Origin of the sequence: Klebsiella sp. 7-CIP_Kleb., from assembly GCF_050378655.1 — a bacterium.
Lineage (GTDB): Bacteria > Pseudomonadota > Gammaproteobacteria > Enterobacterales > Enterobacteriaceae > Klebsiella > Klebsiella quasipneumoniae.
Genome location: NZ_JBNRLJ010000002.1, coordinates 98,371 through 114,774, shown reverse-complemented (window position 1 = coordinate 114,774; position 16,404 = coordinate 98,371). Strand labels below are relative to the sequence as shown.

The following is a 16,404-nucleotide window of genomic DNA, read 5'->3' as shown; positions in this document are numbered from 1 at the left end:
GACAAAAAAAAGAGCGACCGAAGTCGCTCTTACAGATTACTTTTTCATCTCAACTTATTTGGAGATGTGGGCAATCAGGTCCAGAACTTTGTTGGAGTAGCCAGTTTCGTTGTCGTACCAGGAAACCAGTTTAACGAAGTTGTCGTTCAGTGCGATACCCGCTTTAGCATCGAACACGGAAGTGCAAACTTCGCCGTTGAAGTCGGTAGAAACAACGTCGTCTTCGGTGTAACCCAGAACGCCTTTCATTGCGCCTTCAGAAGCGGCTTTGATAGCTTTCTTGATTTCTTCGTAGGACGCTGCTTTTTCCAGACGAACGGTCAGGTCAACAACGGATACGTTCGGAGTCGGAACGCGGAACGCCATACCGGTCAGTTTGCCGTTCAGTTCTGGCAGTACTTTACCTACTGCTTTAGCAGCGCCGGTAGAGGACGGGATGATGTTCTGAGCTGCGCCGCGGCCGCCGCGCCAGTCTTTGTGAGACGGGCCATCAACGGTTTTCTGGGTAGCGGTGGTAGCGTGGACGGTGGTCATCAGGCCTTCAACGATACCGAAGTTGTCGTTGATGACTTTAGCCAGCGGCGCCAGGCAGTTGGTGGTGCAGGATGCGTTGGAAACGATGTCCTGGCCAGCGTAAGTGTCGAAGTTAGCGCCGCGAACGAACATCGGGGTGTTGTCTTTGGACGGGCCAGTCAGAACGACTTTTTTCGCGCCAGCGGTGATGTGTTTACGAGCGGTTTCGTCGGTCAGGAAGATACCGGTTGCTTCAGCAACAACGTCAACACCAACTTCGTCCCACTTCAGGTTAGCCGGGTCACGTTCAGCGGTAACACGGATTTTTTTACCGTTAACGACCAGATGACCGTCTTTCACTTCAACGGTGCCGTCGAAACGACCGTGAGTGGAGTCATACTTCAGCATGTAAGCCATGTACTCTGCGTCTAACAGGTCGTTGATTGCAACGATCTCGATGTCAGAACGTTTCTGAGCAGCACGGAAAACAATGCGACCGATACGGCCAAAACCGTTGATACCTACTTTGATAGTCATATATTCCACCAGCTATTTGTTAGTGAATAAAAGGTTGCCTGTAAAATTACAAAAACCTTACGCAGCGTCAAGCGGAATCGTGTCAATCATTGCGACAAATCAATCCTGAGCAGACCTTTGCGCGATTGATTTGCCTCACTCTCCCTTTGAGCCCAATTCCATATGGGGGCTGCGCGCGGAATTTTAAAGGGCATTTAAGATAAAAACGTGATTTAAGTCACAATTATCTGGCTGCCTGTGGGCACCGGATAAGTTTAGAACAAAAGTGTACGCTTCATTGTTAATGTTTTGTTAGAATTGGGGCGAAAGTTGTCCATTGCAAAGCGAGATGTAAGCCCATGGCAAATAAACCCTCCCCGGAAGAGCTGAAAAACGGCTTGAGCGAAATGCAGTTTTACGTGACCCAACATCATGGTACCGAACCGCCTTTCACCGGACGGCTGCTGCACAACAAGAAAAATGGCGTGTATCACTGCCTGGTGTGCGATGCGCCGCTGTTCAACTCCCAGACCAAGTACGACTCCGGCTGCGGCTGGCCGAGCTTCTACGAGCCGGTAAGCGAAGAGGCCATTCGCTATCTGGACGACAGCTCCCACGGCATGCAGCGCATAGAGATCCGCTGCGGAAATTGTGATGCCCACCTCGGTCACGTGTTTCCGGATGGCCCGCAGCCGACAGGCGAGCGCTATTGTGTGAATTCGGCGTCGCTCAGCTTCACCGATGAGCAGAACGGCGAGCAGATCAAGGGTTGAAGAAACGATTCAGCAAATTATTCCAGGTGGAGGTGAGCGGAAGATGGATATTGAGCAAATTATCGACAGCATGACCCCGGAAGTGTATCAGCGTCTGGCGACGGCGGTGGAGCTGGGAAAATGGCCGGATGGCGTGGCGCTGACGCCGGAGCAGAAGGAAAATAGCCTGCAGCTGGTGATGCTGTGGCAGGCCCGGTATAACACCGACGCCCAGCATATGACCATCGACACCCGCGGGCAGATGGTGATGAAGAGCAAACAGCAGCTGAAAGAAGATTTCGGTATCGTGCCGAAGCCGATCGCCACCGTGAAGCTGCAATAAACCGCCGGCCGGCGGGGAGAGGTTCCGGCGTCGGGTGATCCGGAGCCGGAAGGGTCAGCGTCCACGACCGCGCCCGGCGGTCAGCCGCTTCGCTTACTTTTTGTTCATCATCGCTTTCAGGTCGGCAAACGGATTGTAGGTGGCCTCGCCGACGCTCTTTTGCGCATCTTCGCCGGCCACCACCGTGGAGCCATACTGATCGGCTTCGGTGTACTTGGAGTGTTCGTGATCGTGACAGTAGAGGCACAACATCTCCCAGTTGCTGCCATCTTCCGGGTTATTGGAGTGGTCGTGATCGATATGGTGCACCGTCAGCTCGCGCAGATTGGAGTAGACAAACTCCCGCGAGCAGCGTCCGCATACCCAGGGAAAGAGCTTGAGCGCCTTTTCGCGATAACCCACTTCCAGACGTGCGTAATTTTTGGGGATATAGGCCATGGCCCCCTGCCTCCTGTCAAACGGTTAAGCTGCGCCAGCCCCTGGCGCAGCGGATAACAGGCATCATAACCTATCCCGGGCGGCGCGATATACCTGCATTGCAGGCGATGCTGCCTGCGTCACGCCGCCCGGCGGCGACGATGCGGCGGAGGAACAGCCGCGATTAGTGTTTGATCCCCAGGGATTCCGCCAGCTGGCGGGCCAACTGGTTCTGGTCATCGGCGCCATACTCCCAGAACATCGCCCCGGCGAGGCCCTTCGCCTTGATGTAGTCCGCCTTAATGGCTACCGAGCGCGGGTTCTCATAGGAGAGGGCGAACAGCGGCTTGCCCTCCGCGGACTGCACCGACAGCCACGGGACTTTCGCCTCATCGTCCCAGTGCTCGGTAAAGCGTTTCTGCGGATCGTTGAGCAATTTGCCCACGATATCATTGTATTTCACGTAGGTGTCTTTGCTCAGGTCATAGCCCAGCGAGGCAAACAGCGCGATCTGCTGTGGACCAAAATAGGGCTGGGTGACCGGGTTCTTTTGCGCATCCGCTTTACTCCAGTCAATCCCCGGCTCGACCGCCCGTTTTGGTACCCGGCCATAAAAACCAATCCCGAGGTTCATCTGGCTGGGTTTAAGCCCGGCGGCCAGGTAATTGTTGACCACAAAATCGGCGCTGTATTTATCCGCCGCCGCAACCGTCGGCCAGTGGCTGGAGTCATACAGGTTCGAGTTGAAGTACTGCGTGCCGTAGGCCATGTCGTAGGTCATCAGGTTGATGTAGTTCAGCACCGGGGCCACCGCTTTGACATCCACCCAGCTTTTCGGGCTCTCGGCGTTGGCGCCCACGGCAATAGTGACCAGTTTCTTCGTACCAAACGCTGCGCGCAGCTCTTTTAACAGCGCGGTAAAGTTATCGCGATCGGCCGGTTGACTGGCAACCAGCCCCCACGCGCCGTTGACCGGAAACTCCCAGTCGAGGTCAATCCCATCCAGACCATATTTTTCAACGATTTCCTGCGCAGACTGAATAAACACCTTACGGGTTTCTTTGCTTGCCGCCGCGCCGGAGAAACCGCGCGCCCCCCAGCCGCCGACCGAAAGCAGGACCTTGAGGTCCGGGTTCTGTTTACGCAGGGCAGGGAGCTTTTGCAGATCCGCCTGCACCTTTGGCGACAGCCAGATCTCGTGCAGATGGTCAGGATCCTTCAGGGCCGCATTGGTCTCGTCTTTTTCATCGTTATAGATAAGGCCAAACGAGTAGTTGAGATGGGTGATCTGCCGGACGTCCAGCTTGTCGATATCCCCGCCCGGCCCGGCAGTGACGTCGCCGCCGCCGTTGAAATAGCCGACGGACATCAGCGGTTGGGCAGAGAGCGCGGAAGCGCAAAGCAGGGGCAAGGCTGCCAGCAAGGGCAAACGTTTCATAGTGGTTCCTCTTTGACATAAAAAAATAACCGCGCCACGGAAATGGCGTGGCGAAAAAACAGCCTTGCCAGACTACCAGCAATAACCTCTTGAAACTGCGAGAGAGTTCAATTTATGGACGATAACGAAGCGGCAGAAGAAGACCCGGCGCGGAAGCGCCGGGTGAAGGATCAGGCGTGGGTTTCCCGCCAGTCATCAAGGGTATAGAGCGTGGCGCCCGCGGCGGCCATCTCCATAAACGCCTGGCTGCTGTCCTGCGGCTGAAGGTTCACCCCGCGGCAGCCGTCGGTGATGACGTTGACCGCGTAGCCGAGCGCCAGAGCATCCAGCACGGTGAACTTGACGCAGTAATCGGTGGCGAGGCCGAGAACGGTCAGCTCCACGATCCCCTGACCACGCAGCCAGCCGTCCAGTTCGGTTTTCTGCCGGTGACCGTTGTCAAAAAAAGCGCTGTAGCTGTCGATGACCCGGTTTTGCCCTTTGTGGAACACGGCGGCGATCGCCTGCTGCTGGAGCAGGGGATGCAGCGCCGCGCCTTCGCTGTGCTGAACGCAGTGATCCGGCCAGAAAGTTTGCGCCAGGCCATCCAGGTCGCCCACGGTGTAGGGCTCCACCTGGTGCTGGCTGGCGAAGCTGCCGTGATCCGCCGGATGCCAGTCCTGACTGGCGACGATGGGCTCGCCGCGCGCCAGGCTCCAGTCGATAAGCGCGTTGGCCACTTCGACGGTGCTGTCGCCTTCGGGAACCGCCAGCGCGCCGCCGGCGCAGAAGTCGTTCTGCAAATCAACCAGTAACAGCGCTCGATGTGCCATACGTCCTCCTTAAGCTTCGTCAGGGGTCAGTTCGCCACGCAGATTCTGCTGCATCGCCGCGCGAATGGCGTCAACGTCCAGCTGCTGGCTCAGCAGATAGTGTAGCTTGGTCAGCGTCGCTTCCACCGTCATATCGAAACCACTGATGACTCCCGCCTGGGCGAGGGCATTGCCGGTGGCATAGCCGCCCATGTTCACTTTGCCGGACATACACTGCGTCAGATTGACCACCACAATGCCGCGCTGGCTGGCTTCCGCCAGCACCTGAATAAACTCGCCATTCTGCGGGGCATTGCCGACGCCGTAGGAGCGGAGGATCAGCGCTTTCACCGGCTGGCGCAGGAAATTACGCACCACGTCGGCGGAGATGCCGGGGTAAATCGTCACCACGCCAATCGGCTGCGGGGTGATGGGGTGCACAATCAGCTCCCCACGGCCCTGCGGCGCCGGCGGGGTACCGAGACGGCGAATATGGATCCCGGCCTCCAGCAGCGGCGCGAGGTTGGGCGAGGCGAAGGCGTCAAAGCCGTCGGCATGGGCTTTAGTGGTACGGTTGCCGCGGTACAGTCGATTGTTGAAGAACAGCGCCACTTCATTAATCGGATAGTTGGCGGCGACGTACAGGGCATTGAGCAGGTTGATCTGGCCGTCGGAACGCAGCTCGGCCAGCGGGATTTGTGACCCTGTCACAATCACCGGTTTGCCGAGATTTTCCAGCATGAACGACAGCGCTGAGGCGGTAAACGCCATGGTGTCGGTCCCGTGGAGGATCACAAAGCCATCATACTCCGCGTAATGGCTGCGGATATCGTCGGCGATGTGCTGCCAGTCCTCAGGGGTCATATCGGATGAATCCATCAGCGGATGGTATTCATGGATCGTGAAGTCCGGCATCTCCGGACGATGGAACTCCGGCATCAGCGCCAGCTGACGCTGCAGATGGCCGGAAACGGGTACATAGCCGTGTTCGGAGCGCTGCATACCGATGGTCCCACCGGTGTAGGCAACGTAAATCGATTTTTTTTGCATAGCATCGCTTAGGTTGGTCGTAGACAGGCGCAGTATAAAGAGACGGAGGAAAAAATACAGTGTTGGCCGCTCGCTTTGTGGCGGCGCTGGCAGGTGCGGAAAAAAGGCTGCCCCGTGAGACGGGGCAGCCGCTGCGTATTAACGAATGTTGGCGCAGGTCAGGCAGAAGGCATAGCGGTTCTGCGGGTCGTTGAACGCCGCCAGCTTGTCGCTTTCCGCTTTCACCGTCTCGGCCGCCGCGGCCACCGGCGCAGGCAGCCAGGCCTGAATGGCGGCCGGCAGCGAGGCGCGTACCGAGCCGGTCAGGCTGTCCAGCACCATCGAGAAGAAGGTTGGCTCTTCCTGATAGTAGTTAAGGTGCCAGGTTTTCAGCTTCGCCAGCTCGGCGGCTTTGGCCACCGCGTCGTCAAAATCGCCGAGGCTGTCGACAAGACCGTTGGCTTTGGCATCTTCCCCGGTCCAGACGTGGCCCTGGGCTATCTGGTCGATTTTCTCCGGCGTGCTCTTACGGGCGTTAGCCACCAGGGTGATAAAGCGCTGATAGCCGTTCTCAATGCTCAACTGCATCAGCTGCTGCACTTCCGGGGGCAGCGCTTTGGTGCTGGAGATATCCGCCAGCGGCGACGTGGCGACGCCGTCGGTGTGGACGCCAATCGACCCGAGGGTATTTTCCACGGTGTTGATCACCCCAAAGATGCCAATGGAGCCGGTGAGGGTGCTTGGGTTCGCCACGATGTAATCCGCGGGGGTGGAGATCCAGTAGCCGCCGGACGCCGCCATGCCGCCCATTGAAACGACCACCGGTTTACCCGCGGCTTTGGTTGCCGCCAGCTCTTCACGAATGATTTCCGAGGCGGTCACGCTGCCGCCAGGGCTGTTCACGCGAAGAACGATGGCCTTAATTTTCGGGTCGAGGCGCGCATCGCGAATTTGCGCTGCGGTGGTGTCGCCGCCGACGTTGCCCGGGGTCTCCTCGCCGTCCATGATGGCGCCGTTGGCGAAGATCACCGCGATAGCGGAACCCTGGTCAGACGGCGTCTTCACGTTGTAGTCGTAATAGCTAATCGCCCGATAATTGTTATCCGCTTTGCTCCAGCCAAACTGTTTGGTCAGCGCCTTTTCCACTTCCGTGGAGGTCGCCAGCTCATCCACCAGCTTATTGTCCAGCGCATATTTCGCCGTATCGCCGCCCACTTTACGCAGGCCATCGATAATGCCCTGGGCGCCCGGGAAGAGCTGCTGGGTGGTGATCTGCCGGTTGGCGGCAATGGTGTTGAGGTAGTTCTGCCACAGTTCGCCAATCCAGCGGCTGTCCGCTTCGCGGGCGGCAGGGGACATGTCATCGCGAATGAAAGGCTCGACGGCGGATTTATAGGTGCCGACGCGGAAGACATGGGTGGAGACTTTCAGCTTATCCAGCAGCGACTTGTAATACAGCCCGTTGGTGGCGAAGCCGTGGAGGTCTACCTCGCCCTGCGGCGAGAGCCAGATTTTGTTGGCAAAGCTCGCCAGGTAGTACTGGCCCTGGCTGTAGCTGCTGCCGACGGCATAGACCGGTTTGCCGCTGTCGCGGAATTCGCGCAGCGCTTTACCGATGTACTGCATGGACGGCTGATCGCCGCCGACGAAGTTTTTCAGATCCAGCACAATACCGGTGATATTACGATCATCCTTCGCCTGACGGATGGTCTGCACGATATCGAACAGAGAATTCTCCTGCAAACGGTCCGAGCTGGCGCCAAACAGCTGGCGGCCTATCACGCCGAGTTTGCTGCTGGCGGAAGGTTTATCCACCACCACGCCGGTAATATCCAGGAGCAGCGCGCCGCGGGCGGCATGTTCGCTGGTGGTGCTGCTGAACTGGCTCCAGATGCCGATACACACCAGCACCAGTACCAGGAAGATCGCATTGAGGGCCAGTTTGCGAATAAAGTTGAGTATCCGCCACGTCCATTTAAAAAAGCTGGCAATCAGTCGCCAAAGGGTTCGCATGTCTTCTCCCTAACGTTATCTAAAAATGGGCAGGCCGCAGGGGCCGCCGCGTCTGGCTATCCTAAAGAGTGAGCCGTCGGTTGTCAGCAGGAATCACCGACCGCGCTGTAACAAAATCCTTGTGCATGTTAATTTTATGAAAAATGACATCACAGGAGTTATACAGATGGATGCTCTCGACCTACTGCTTAATCGCCGCAGCGCTTCCCGCCTGGCGGAACCGGCCCCGGCCGGCGAACAGCTGGAAAACATTCTGCGCGCCGGGCTGCGCGCCCCGGATCATGGCACCCTGCAGCCGTGGCGCTTTTTCATTATCGCCGATGACGGCCGCGAACGCTTCAGTCAGCTGCTGGAAAAGGGGGCCAGGGAGGCCGGTCAGGATGAGAAGGGCATAGAGAAAGCCCGAAATGCGCCGTTCCGCGCGCCGCTAATCATTACCGTCGTGGCGCGTTGTGAAGACCACCCGAAGGTGCCGCGCTGGGAGCAGGAGATGTCCGCTGGCTGCGCGGTGATGGCGATGCAGATGGCGGCCCTGGCTCAGGGATTCAACGGCATCTGGCGCAGCGGAGCATTGACCGAGAGCCCGGTGGTGCGCGCCGGCTTCGAGTGCCGCGAGCAGGATAAAATCGTCGGTTTCCTCTATCTGGGCACGCCGCAGCTGAAAGCCTCAACCACCATTGCCCTGCCGGATACCGCGCCGTTTGTGACGCGATTCTGAGTCAGCGGGTGTTATGCCGGGCTGCGGCTTGCGCCTTACCCGGCCAACGCATCCGGCTCTGACTGTCTGTAGGCCCGCGCAAGCGCAGCGCCGCCGGGCAAGGACAGCGGGTACGGAGCCGATTTTGTGCCGGGTGGCGGCTGTCGCCTTACCCGGCCTACGTTCGTACGACCTGTCGTTAATTTATTCACTTTTCTTGCTGAAACTGCCGGTGCTGGCGGCCTCAAAATCGCTGAGACGTTCCCGGCAGGCCGGGGCAGCCCGCATGGATGCGGGCTGAGGGCCGTGTTTTGCATGGACGCTGCCTCGGCCCGACCCGAAGCCTGCAGGGATAAGTCGAAGGGACCGCGCAGCGGCGATTTTGCTGGCCGGATCCCGGGGGTACAGGGGGCGGCGGCGACTGGCCGCCCCCTGTGCGCTCCCGGCGCCATGAGTGACATAACGCAGACGATTAACCGGGAGCGCAAACTACGCTGAAGCCACAGATAACATAAACAACCACACTGCAGTGCTTCCCCTCACCCTGGCCCTCTCCCGGAGGGAGAGGGAACCGTCCGGCTGGCCGCGCAAGCGCAGCGCCGCCGGGCGACGGCAGCAAGCTCGGAGCCGCATCTATGCCGGGCGGCGGCTGGCGCCTGACCCGGCCTTCAAACCCTACCCTTCGAATCAATCGCGATTTGTCGCCCGGACAAGGCGCGCCAGGCGCCGTATCCGGGAGTTCAACGGTGATGACGTTACTTCTGCGTTTTGGCGAATTCGTCTTTGGCTTTCTGCAATTGCTGCTGGAAGGCCGGGTTGGTGTGCAGCGTGGCGACCACCGCGGAGCCGACGATGCGCGCCGCATCGACATCGCTCTGCCAGTGATAGCCGCAGATCACCCGGCTCTCGCCAAGCTCATAGCCGCGCTTCAAAATTTCGTTCTGCCGCTGCGGGTTGATCTCCGCCAGCACCAGGGCGGTGGCCCAGCCGATGGAGGTATGCCCGGACGGGTAAGAGCCGTTTTTCGCCAGCTTGTCCTGCTCGGTGGTGTTGCAGGTGGAGACGCCGTAGAAGGCAAACGGCCGAATGCGCATATACTTCTCTTTCGCGCCGCGGGTCGCCAGATCGCCGGCGTCTTCAATCATATTGGTCAGCAGCTTATGGAGCTGCGGCGCGTCTTTTTCGGTGATCGGCGAACCGAAGGCGCTGGAGAAGGCGTTAGCCACGCCGCCCGCGCTGAGGTTGGCATCCTCTGCCGCCAGCTTCCCGCGCTCGGTGTTGCGCAGCAGGCGCCCCTGCTCATACATCGCCTGATCGTTTAAGAACGCGATACTGCCCACCGCCGGCGGCGGCGGCAACAGCGCCAGGCTGTCGATGGCCTGGGCATTGGTCAGATAGTAGAGATCGGGCTTGGTGGTGACATCGTTACCGGGGGGAACCAGTGCGAAGGCGTTAACGGAGAAAAAACTGGCCAGGCAAAGGGCAAGAACACGCTTTTTCATTAGAATTTCCTTACGTCATAATCATTCCAGAGAAGACAGTCCTGTGTTGTCACATTTCTGTCATCTTTAAGTAAAAGTGAAAATGGTCGGGAAAAAATTGCCGCGTCTCGCAAAAACGGCTTTTTGTCTGCTTAATGAGCAACCATACGCGATTTCAGACTGTCGTACTTACCACCCTGGCGTTTGGGCGCTAACATAGCGGGATTGCAATGACAGGAGATGTCCATGAGCGAGCAAGCCATTCGTTTAACGCAATACAGCCACGGAGCCGGTTGTGGTTGTAAAATTTCCCCGAAAGTGCTGGAAACCATCCTGCATAGCGAGCAGGCGAAGTTCGTCGACCCGAACCTGCTTGTCGGCAACGAAACCAGCGATGATGCCGCCGTTTACGATCTCGGTAATGGCACGTCAATCGTCAGCACCACCGACTTTTTTATGCCGATTGTCGATAATCCGTTCGACTTTGGCCGCATTGCCGCCACCAACGCCATCAGCGATATTTTCGCCATGGGCGGGAAACCGATTATGGCGATTGCCATTCTCGGCTGGCCGATCAACACCCTGGCGCCGGAAATCGCCCGCGAGGTGGTGGAGGGCGGGCGCTTTGCCTGCCAGCAGGCCGGGATCGCGCTGGCGGGCGGCCACTCCATTGACGCCCCGGAGCCGATCTTCGGTCTGGCGGTCACCGGCGTGGTGCCCACCGAGCGCATCAAGAAAAACAGCACCGCGCAGGCGGGCTGCAAACTGTATCTCACCAAACCGCTGGGGATCGGCGTGCTGACCACCGCAGAGAAAAAATCGCTGCTCAAGCCGGAGCATCAGGGGCTGGCGACGGAGACCATGTGCCAGATGAACCTCGCCGGCGCCGCGTTTGCCGCTATCGACGGGGTGAAGGCGATGACCGACGTCACCGGCTTTGGCCTGCTCGGCCACCTCAGCGAGGTTTGTCGCGGAGCCGGCGTGCAGGCGCAACTGCGCTATGCCGATATCCCGAAACTGCCGGGGGTGGAGGAGTATATCGCCGCCGGCGCGGTGCCGGGCGGCACCGGGCGCAACTTTGCCAGCTACGGCCATCTGATGGGCGAGATGCCGACGGAGTGGCGCGATCTGCTCTGCGACCCGCAGACCTCCGGCGGTCTGCTGCTGGCGGTGACCCCGGAGGCGGAGGCGGAAGTGCAGGCTGCCGCGGCGGAGTTCGGTATTAAGCTGGCCGCCATCGGCGAGCTGGTGACCGCCCGCGGCGGACGACCCATGATCGAGATCCGTTGATTCGATGCGGTTGTTTATTGCAGAAAAACCGAGTCTCGGTCGGGCTATCGCCGATGTGTTGCCTAAACCGCATCGCAAAGGCGATGGCTTTATTGAGTGCGGCAATGGGCAGGTGGTCACCTGGTGTATCGGTCACCTGCTGGAGCAGGCGCAGCCGGACGTCTATGACAGCCGCTATGCCCGCTGGAATCTCACCGATCTGCCGATTGTGCCGGAGAAATGGCAGCTGCAGCCAAAACCTTCGGTCACCAAACAGCTGAATGTCATCAAGCGCCTGCTGGGCGAGGCCGAGGAGGTTATCCACGCCGGCGACCCCGACCGTGAGGGGCAGCTGCTGGTGGATGAGGTGCTCGACTACCTGCAGCTGGCGCCGGAGAAGCGTCAGCAGGTGCAGCGCTGTTTGATAAACGATCTTAACCCGCAGGCGGTTGAGCGGGCGATCAACCGCCTGCGCGCTAACAGCGAGTTTGTGCCGCTTTGCGTGTCGGCGCTGGCGCGGGCGCGCGCCGACTGGTTGTACGGCATCAATATGACCCGGGCCTATACCCTGCTGGGGCGCAACGCCGGCTATCAGGGGGTGCTCTCCGTGGGGCGGGTGCAGACCCCGGTGCTCGGCCTGGTGGTGCGCCGCGATGAAGAGATTGAAAACTTCGTCGCCAAAGACTTCTTCGATGTCAAAGCGCATATCGTCACGCCGCAGGAGGAGCGCTTTGTCGCGACCTGGGTGCCGAGCGAAGCCTGCGAACCTTACCAGGATGAAGAAGGGCGCCTGCTGCATCGTCCGCTGGCCGAGCACGTGGTTAAGCGTATTGAAGGCCAGCCGGCGCTGGTGACCGGCTATAACGATAAGCGCGATTCCGAACCCGCGCCGCTGCCGTTTTCGCTGTCGGCGCTGCAGATTGAGGCGGCCAAACGTTTCGGCTTCAGCGCGCAAAACGTGCTGGATATCTGCCAGAAGCTGTATGAAACCCACAAGCTCATCACCTATCCGCGCTCGGACAGCCGCTATCTGCCGGAAGAACATTTCGCCGGCCGCCATGCGGTGCTGAATGCGATTGCCGTCCATGCGGCGGATCTGCTGCCGCAGCCGGTGGTGGATCCGGAGATCCGCAACCGCTGCTGGGATGATAAAAAGGTCGACGCGCACCATGCGATTATCCCGACCGCCCGCAGCAGCCAGGTCAAACTCACCGATAACGAAGCGAAGGTCTACACCCTGATCGCCCGCCAGTATCTGATGCAGTTCTGCCCGGACGCGGTGTTCCGTAAATGCCAGATTGACCTCGAGATCGCCAACGGTAAGTTTGTCGCCAAAGCGCGTTTTCTGGCCGAGGCGGGCTGGCGGACGCTGCTTGGCAGCAAAGAGCGCGATGAAGAGAACGACGGCACGCCGCTGCCAGTGGTGGCCAAAGGCGATGAACTGCTGTGCGAGAGGGGCGAAGTGGTGGAGCGCCAGACGCAGCCGCCGCGCCACTTTACCGACGCCACGCTGCTGTCGGCGATGACCGGGATTGCCCGCTTCGTGCAGGATAAAGATCTGAAGAAGATCCTCCGCGCCACCGACGGCCTCGGCACCGAAGCAACCCGCGCCGGGATTATCGAGCTGCTGTTTAAGCGCGGTTTCCTGACTAAAAAGGGGCGCTATATCCACTCCTCGGAGGCCGGAAGGGCGCTGATTCATTCCCTGCCGGAGATGGCCGGTCGACCGGACATGACCGCCCACTGGGAGTCGGTATTGACGCAAATCAGCGAGAAACAGTGCCGCTATCAGGACTTTATGCAGCCGCTGGTGGGCACGCTGTATCAGCTAATCGAGCAGGCGCGCAGCACGCCGGTGCGCCAGTTCCGCGGTCTGGTGGCGCCGGGCGGGGCGAAAAAATCGTTCAGTAAAGGCAAAGCGAAAGGCAAAAAAGCGGCAGAGGATGCCGCGCCGCCGCCGCAATAACCTGCCCGGCGGCCGTGAGGAGGCCATTCCCCACGGCCGCCGTTTCTCCGCCAGACTGGTCAATGGTCTACACTAAACAGCCGGGAAGGGGGGGACGATCGCCCCGCAGAACGGGGGCGCCCATTGCCCTTCCCGATGCCTTGCTTAATTCTCTCACAGGCGATAAGGAGGACCCGTGAAATATATCGCTATCAGCCAACCGGGTGGCCCGGAGGTATTGCAGATCCGCGAAGGTGAGATCCCCACTATCGGGGAACATGAGGTGCTCATCGAGGTGAAAGCGGCGGGCGTCAACCGGCCGGATATTTTGCAGCGCCAGGGTCTGTATCCCATGCCTGAGGGGGTTACCCCCGTGCCCGGCCTCGAGGTGGCGGGCGTGGTCGTGAAGGTTGGTGCGCAGGTCGCGGCCTTTGCCCCCGGGGATCGCGTCTGCGCGCTGACCAACGGCGGCGGGTATGCCGAATACTGCGCCGTCCCGGCAGGCCAGACGCTGCCGATCCCGGCGGGCCTCAGCTATAGCGAAGCGGCCGCCATTCCGGAAACCTTCTTCACGGTGTGGGCGAACGTTTTCCAGCTCGGTAAGCTGCAGCCCGGCGAGAGCATTCTGATCCACGGCGGCGCCAGCGGGATTGGCACCACCGCGATCCTGTTGTGTCACGCGCTGGGGATGACCGTCTATGCCACCGTTGGCCAGGACGAAAAAATTGCCGCGCTGCGGCCCTACGCCACGGCGATCAACTACAAAACCGAAGATTTTGCTGAGAAAATTCATCAGCTGACCAACGATGAAGGGGTGGATGTCATTCTGGATATCGTGGGCGGCCCTTACTTTAACCGCAACCTGGGGCTGCTGAAAAAGGACGGGCGGCTGGTCATCATCGGCTTTATGGGCGGGCGAATGGCCCATGAGGTCGACATTCAGACCCTGATGCTCAAGCGGGCCACCGTCACCGGCTCCACCATGCGCGGCCGGACGGCGGCGGAGAAACAGGAGATTGCCGAGGCGCTGCGGCGCCACGTCTGGCCGCTGCTTGAGGCTGGGAAATGCAAGCCGATGATCTACGCCAGCTACCCGATGGCGGAAATTGCCGAGGCGCATGCCTGTCTGGACAGTGGTCAGCATCTGGGGAAAGTGGTGATCACGATGACATCGTGAGAGACATCCCGGCGGGCAGCCGCCGGGATGGCGTGAGGGGAGGTTAAATCACGCCCTGGGCCAGCATGGCGTCCGCCACCTTGACGAAACCAGCGATATTGGCGCCGCGCACGTAGTTGGTCTGCTTCGCTTCACCGCCGTACTGCACGCAGGCGTGGTGGATATCCAGCATGATGTGATGCAGACGGGCATCCACTTTTTCCGCTTTCCAGCCCATGCGCGCGGCGTTCTGCGCCATCTCCAGACCGGACGTCGCCACGCCGCCGGCGTTGGCCGCTTTGCCCGGGGCAAACAGCACGCCAGCTTCAAGGAACAGATCGGTCGCGGCGATGGTGGTTGGCATGTTGGCGCCTTCCGCCACGGCCTTCACGCCGTTGGCAATCAGCTGGCGAGCGGCGTCGGCATCCAGTTCGTTCTGGGTGGCGCAAGGCAGAGCGATATCCACCGGCACTGACCACGGCTGCTGGCCTTCGAGATAGGTGAGGCCAAATTCGCGGGCGTAGTCGGCCACCCGGCCGTGGGCACGCTCTTTGATGTCGATCAGGCGGGCCAGTTTTTCTTTGGTGAAGCCCGCTTCGTCAACGACGGTGCCGTTGGAGTCGGAGGCGGTGACCACCCGCGCGCCAAGCTCCATCGCTTTCTCAATGGCGTATTGCGCGACGTTGCCGGAGCCGGAAACCGCCACGCGAGCGCCTTCGAAGCCGAGGCCGTGACGTTTGAGCATCGCTTCGGTGAAGTAGATCAGGCCGTAACCGGTGGCTTCCGGACGGATCAGGCTGCCGCCGAAGGAGAGGCCTTTACCGGTGAAGACGCAGGCGCTGTTGTTGGAGAGCTTACGCATCATTCCGGCCATAAAGCCGACCTCGCGGCCGCCGACGCCGATATCGCCCGCCGGTACGTCGGTATCCGGGCCCAGATGGCGATAAAGCTCGGTCATCAGCGCCTGGCAGAAGCGCATCACTTCGCCATCGCTCTTGCCTTTAGGATCGAAATCGCTGCCGCCTTTCCCGCCGCCCATCGGCAGCGTGGTCAGGGCGTTTTTGAAGGTCTGCTCGAAGCCAAGGAATTTGAGAATCGACAGGTTTACCGACGGGTGGAAGCGCATTCCGCCCTTATACGGGCCGATGGCCGAGTTGAACTGCACGCGCCACGCGCGGTTGACCTGGACCTGATTGCGGTCGTCCACCCACACCACGCGGAACTGGATCACGCGCTCCGGTTCCACCAGACGTTCCAGCAAAGCAAGCTGACGATAGCGCGGATTTTCCTCAAGGAAAGGCCACAGGGTGGTCATGACCTCCCGGACGGCTTGAGCAAATTCGGTTTGATGAGGATCGCGCTGTTGAACGCGGGTGAGAAAGCCTTCCAGAGTGCACGTCTGATCCATAGATATAAGTTCCCCTTATGGTTGTGGTTGCATGTATTTATTATGATTCGGTCCTTGAAAAAACCGATTTTCCGACTATAACACCGCTAATCCTTAGGCAAGCAAGGAAAAATTAAGCCGTCAGCAAAATTTATAATTGCCCGCCCGTCATAACTAAAAACGATGACGAGGCGGCGAGCGGATCAGCGGAGGGAAAGGGACGGGCGCTGGGCGATAAAGGCGTGCAGGAGGGGGATATCGGCCGGGGCGAGATCGAGGGTTAAGGCGTCGGCAGGAAGGCACCAGCGCAGCTGGCTGTGATAGTGGGCCAGCGGCACGCCCTGAAAATCCGGCACCCACCAGGCGTGCAGATGGATCTGACGACCGGAGACTTCCCGCTGATGGCTGGCGATATAGCATGCCGGGTGGGCGATGATGCCCATCTCCTCCTGCAGTTCCCGGGTCAGCGCCTGCGGTTGGCTTTCACCTGGCTCCACTTTGCCGCCGGCGAACTCCCACATTCCCGGCTGGTCGGCGTGGGGCGGGCGCTGCGCCAGCAGAATTTTGCCATCCTGTTCAATAATGGCGGCGACAACTTCAATCATTTTTAGCATAAGCATCAACGTTAATAAGGCCAAACTGGCCTATTATCACCGC

The 16,404-nt window shown here is 59.7% G+C and carries 15 protein-coding genes; 6 read left to right on the top strand and 9 right to left on the bottom strand.

The genetic code is table 11. From position 1 onward, the window contains the following. Positions 1-54: 54 nt before the first annotated feature. The gene (gapA, locus tag ACQUTI_RS08150) at positions 55-1,050 is read right to left on the bottom strand and encodes a glyceraldehyde-3-phosphate dehydrogenase (RefSeq protein ID WP_004203784.1); all 996 of its coding nucleotides are present in this window, start codon (positions 1,048-1,050) and stop codon (positions 55-57) included. Positions 1,051-1,388: 338 nt separating this feature from the next. Between gapA and msrB the strand changes: the two genes are divergently transcribed. Together msrB and ACQUTI_RS08140 are read left to right on the top strand one after the other, a co-directional pair. Continuing rightward, positions 1,389-1,802, top strand: a complete 414-nt coding sequence (gene msrB / locus ACQUTI_RS08145; RefSeq protein ID WP_004203786.1) for a peptide-methionine (R)-S-oxide reductase MsrB — start codon at positions 1,389-1,391, stop codon at positions 1,800-1,802. Positions 1,803-1,845: 43 nt separating this feature from the next. Then, positions 1,846-2,124 (top strand): YeaC family protein, encoded by a 279-nt coding sequence (locus ACQUTI_RS08140; RefSeq protein WP_004203787.1) that lies wholly within the window; start codon positions 1,846-1,848, stop codon positions 2,122-2,124. A 93-nt stretch (positions 2,125-2,217) separates the two neighbouring features. Here ACQUTI_RS08140 and yajD read toward each other — a convergent pair whose 3' ends face one another. From yajD to sppA, 5 genes are all read right to left on the bottom strand, one after another. Continuing rightward, positions 2,218-2,562 (bottom strand): HNH nuclease YajD, encoded by a 345-nt coding sequence (yajD, locus tag ACQUTI_RS08135; RefSeq protein WP_002901254.1) that lies wholly within the window; start codon positions 2,560-2,562, stop codon positions 2,218-2,220. Positions 2,563-2,725: 163 nt separating this feature from the next. Continuing rightward, positions 2,726-3,979, bottom strand: coding sequence for a glycoside hydrolase family 18 protein (locus ACQUTI_RS08130; protein WP_004203789.1), 1,254 nt, complete (start codon positions 3,977-3,979; stop codon positions 2,726-2,728). Positions 3,980-4,149: 170 nt separating this feature from the next. Then, positions 4,150-4,791 (bottom strand): bifunctional nicotinamidase/pyrazinamidase, encoded by a 642-nt coding sequence (pncA, locus tag ACQUTI_RS08125; protein WP_254465558.1) that lies wholly within the window; start codon positions 4,789-4,791, stop codon positions 4,150-4,152. 9 nt (positions 4,792-4,800) lie between these two features. Further along, entirely contained in the window at positions 4,801-5,820 is a 1,020-nt protein-coding gene (ansA, locus tag ACQUTI_RS08120; RefSeq protein WP_064794772.1) for an asparaginase, read from the bottom strand. A 138-nt stretch (positions 5,821-5,958) separates the two neighbouring features. Continuing rightward, positions 5,959-7,812 (bottom strand): signal peptide peptidase SppA, encoded by a 1,854-nt coding sequence (sppA, locus tag ACQUTI_RS08115; RefSeq protein WP_254465559.1) that lies wholly within the window; start codon positions 7,810-7,812, stop codon positions 5,959-5,961. A 166-nt stretch (positions 7,813-7,978) separates the two neighbouring features. Here sppA and ACQUTI_RS08110 point away from each other — a divergent pair, with 166 nt between their 5' ends. Beyond that, a complete protein-coding gene (locus ACQUTI_RS08110) occupies positions 7,979-8,530 on the top strand; it encodes an NAD(P)H nitroreductase (protein ID WP_004176531.1) in 552 nt (183 codons plus the stop codon). 734 nt (positions 8,531-9,264) lie between these two features. On the opposite strand, the gene phoC is transcribed toward ACQUTI_RS08110, so the two are convergent. Further along, on the bottom strand, positions 9,265-10,011 hold the full coding sequence (gene phoC / locus ACQUTI_RS08105) for an acid phosphatase PhoC (RefSeq protein ID WP_004203793.1): 747 nt from the start codon (positions 10,009-10,011) through the stop codon (positions 9,265-9,267). A 225-nt stretch (positions 10,012-10,236) separates the two neighbouring features. Here phoC and selD point away from each other — a divergent pair, with 225 nt between their 5' ends. From selD to ACQUTI_RS08090, 3 genes are all read left to right on the top strand, one after another. Further along, on the top strand, positions 10,237-11,280 hold the full coding sequence (gene selD, locus ACQUTI_RS08100) for a selenide, water dikinase SelD (RefSeq protein ID WP_023318002.1): 1,044 nt from the start codon (positions 10,237-10,239) through the stop codon (positions 11,278-11,280). A 4-nt stretch (positions 11,281-11,284) separates the two neighbouring features. Then, positions 11,285-13,225: a DNA topoisomerase III gene (locus ACQUTI_RS08095; protein ID WP_004203795.1), complete on the top strand. Its 1,941-nt coding sequence runs from the start codon at positions 11,285-11,287 to the stop codon at positions 13,223-13,225. Between the two features lie 175 nt (positions 13,226-13,400). Then, a complete protein-coding gene (locus ACQUTI_RS08090; RefSeq protein ID WP_117124067.1) occupies positions 13,401-14,381 on the top strand; it encodes an NAD(P)H-quinone oxidoreductase in 981 nt (326 codons plus the stop codon). A 43-nt stretch (positions 14,382-14,424) separates the two neighbouring features. Here ACQUTI_RS08090 and gdhA read toward each other — a convergent pair whose 3' ends face one another. After that, a complete protein-coding gene (gene gdhA, locus ACQUTI_RS08085) occupies positions 14,425-15,768 on the bottom strand; it encodes an NADP-specific glutamate dehydrogenase (RefSeq protein WP_004203797.1) in 1,344 nt (447 codons plus the stop codon). Positions 15,769-15,950: 182 nt separating this feature from the next. Continuing rightward, positions 15,951-16,361: a pyrimidine (deoxy)nucleoside triphosphate diphosphatase gene (locus tag ACQUTI_RS08080; protein WP_057216769.1), complete on the bottom strand. Its 411-nt coding sequence runs from the start codon at positions 16,359-16,361 to the stop codon at positions 15,951-15,953. Between the last annotated feature and the right edge of the window lie 43 nt (positions 16,362-16,404).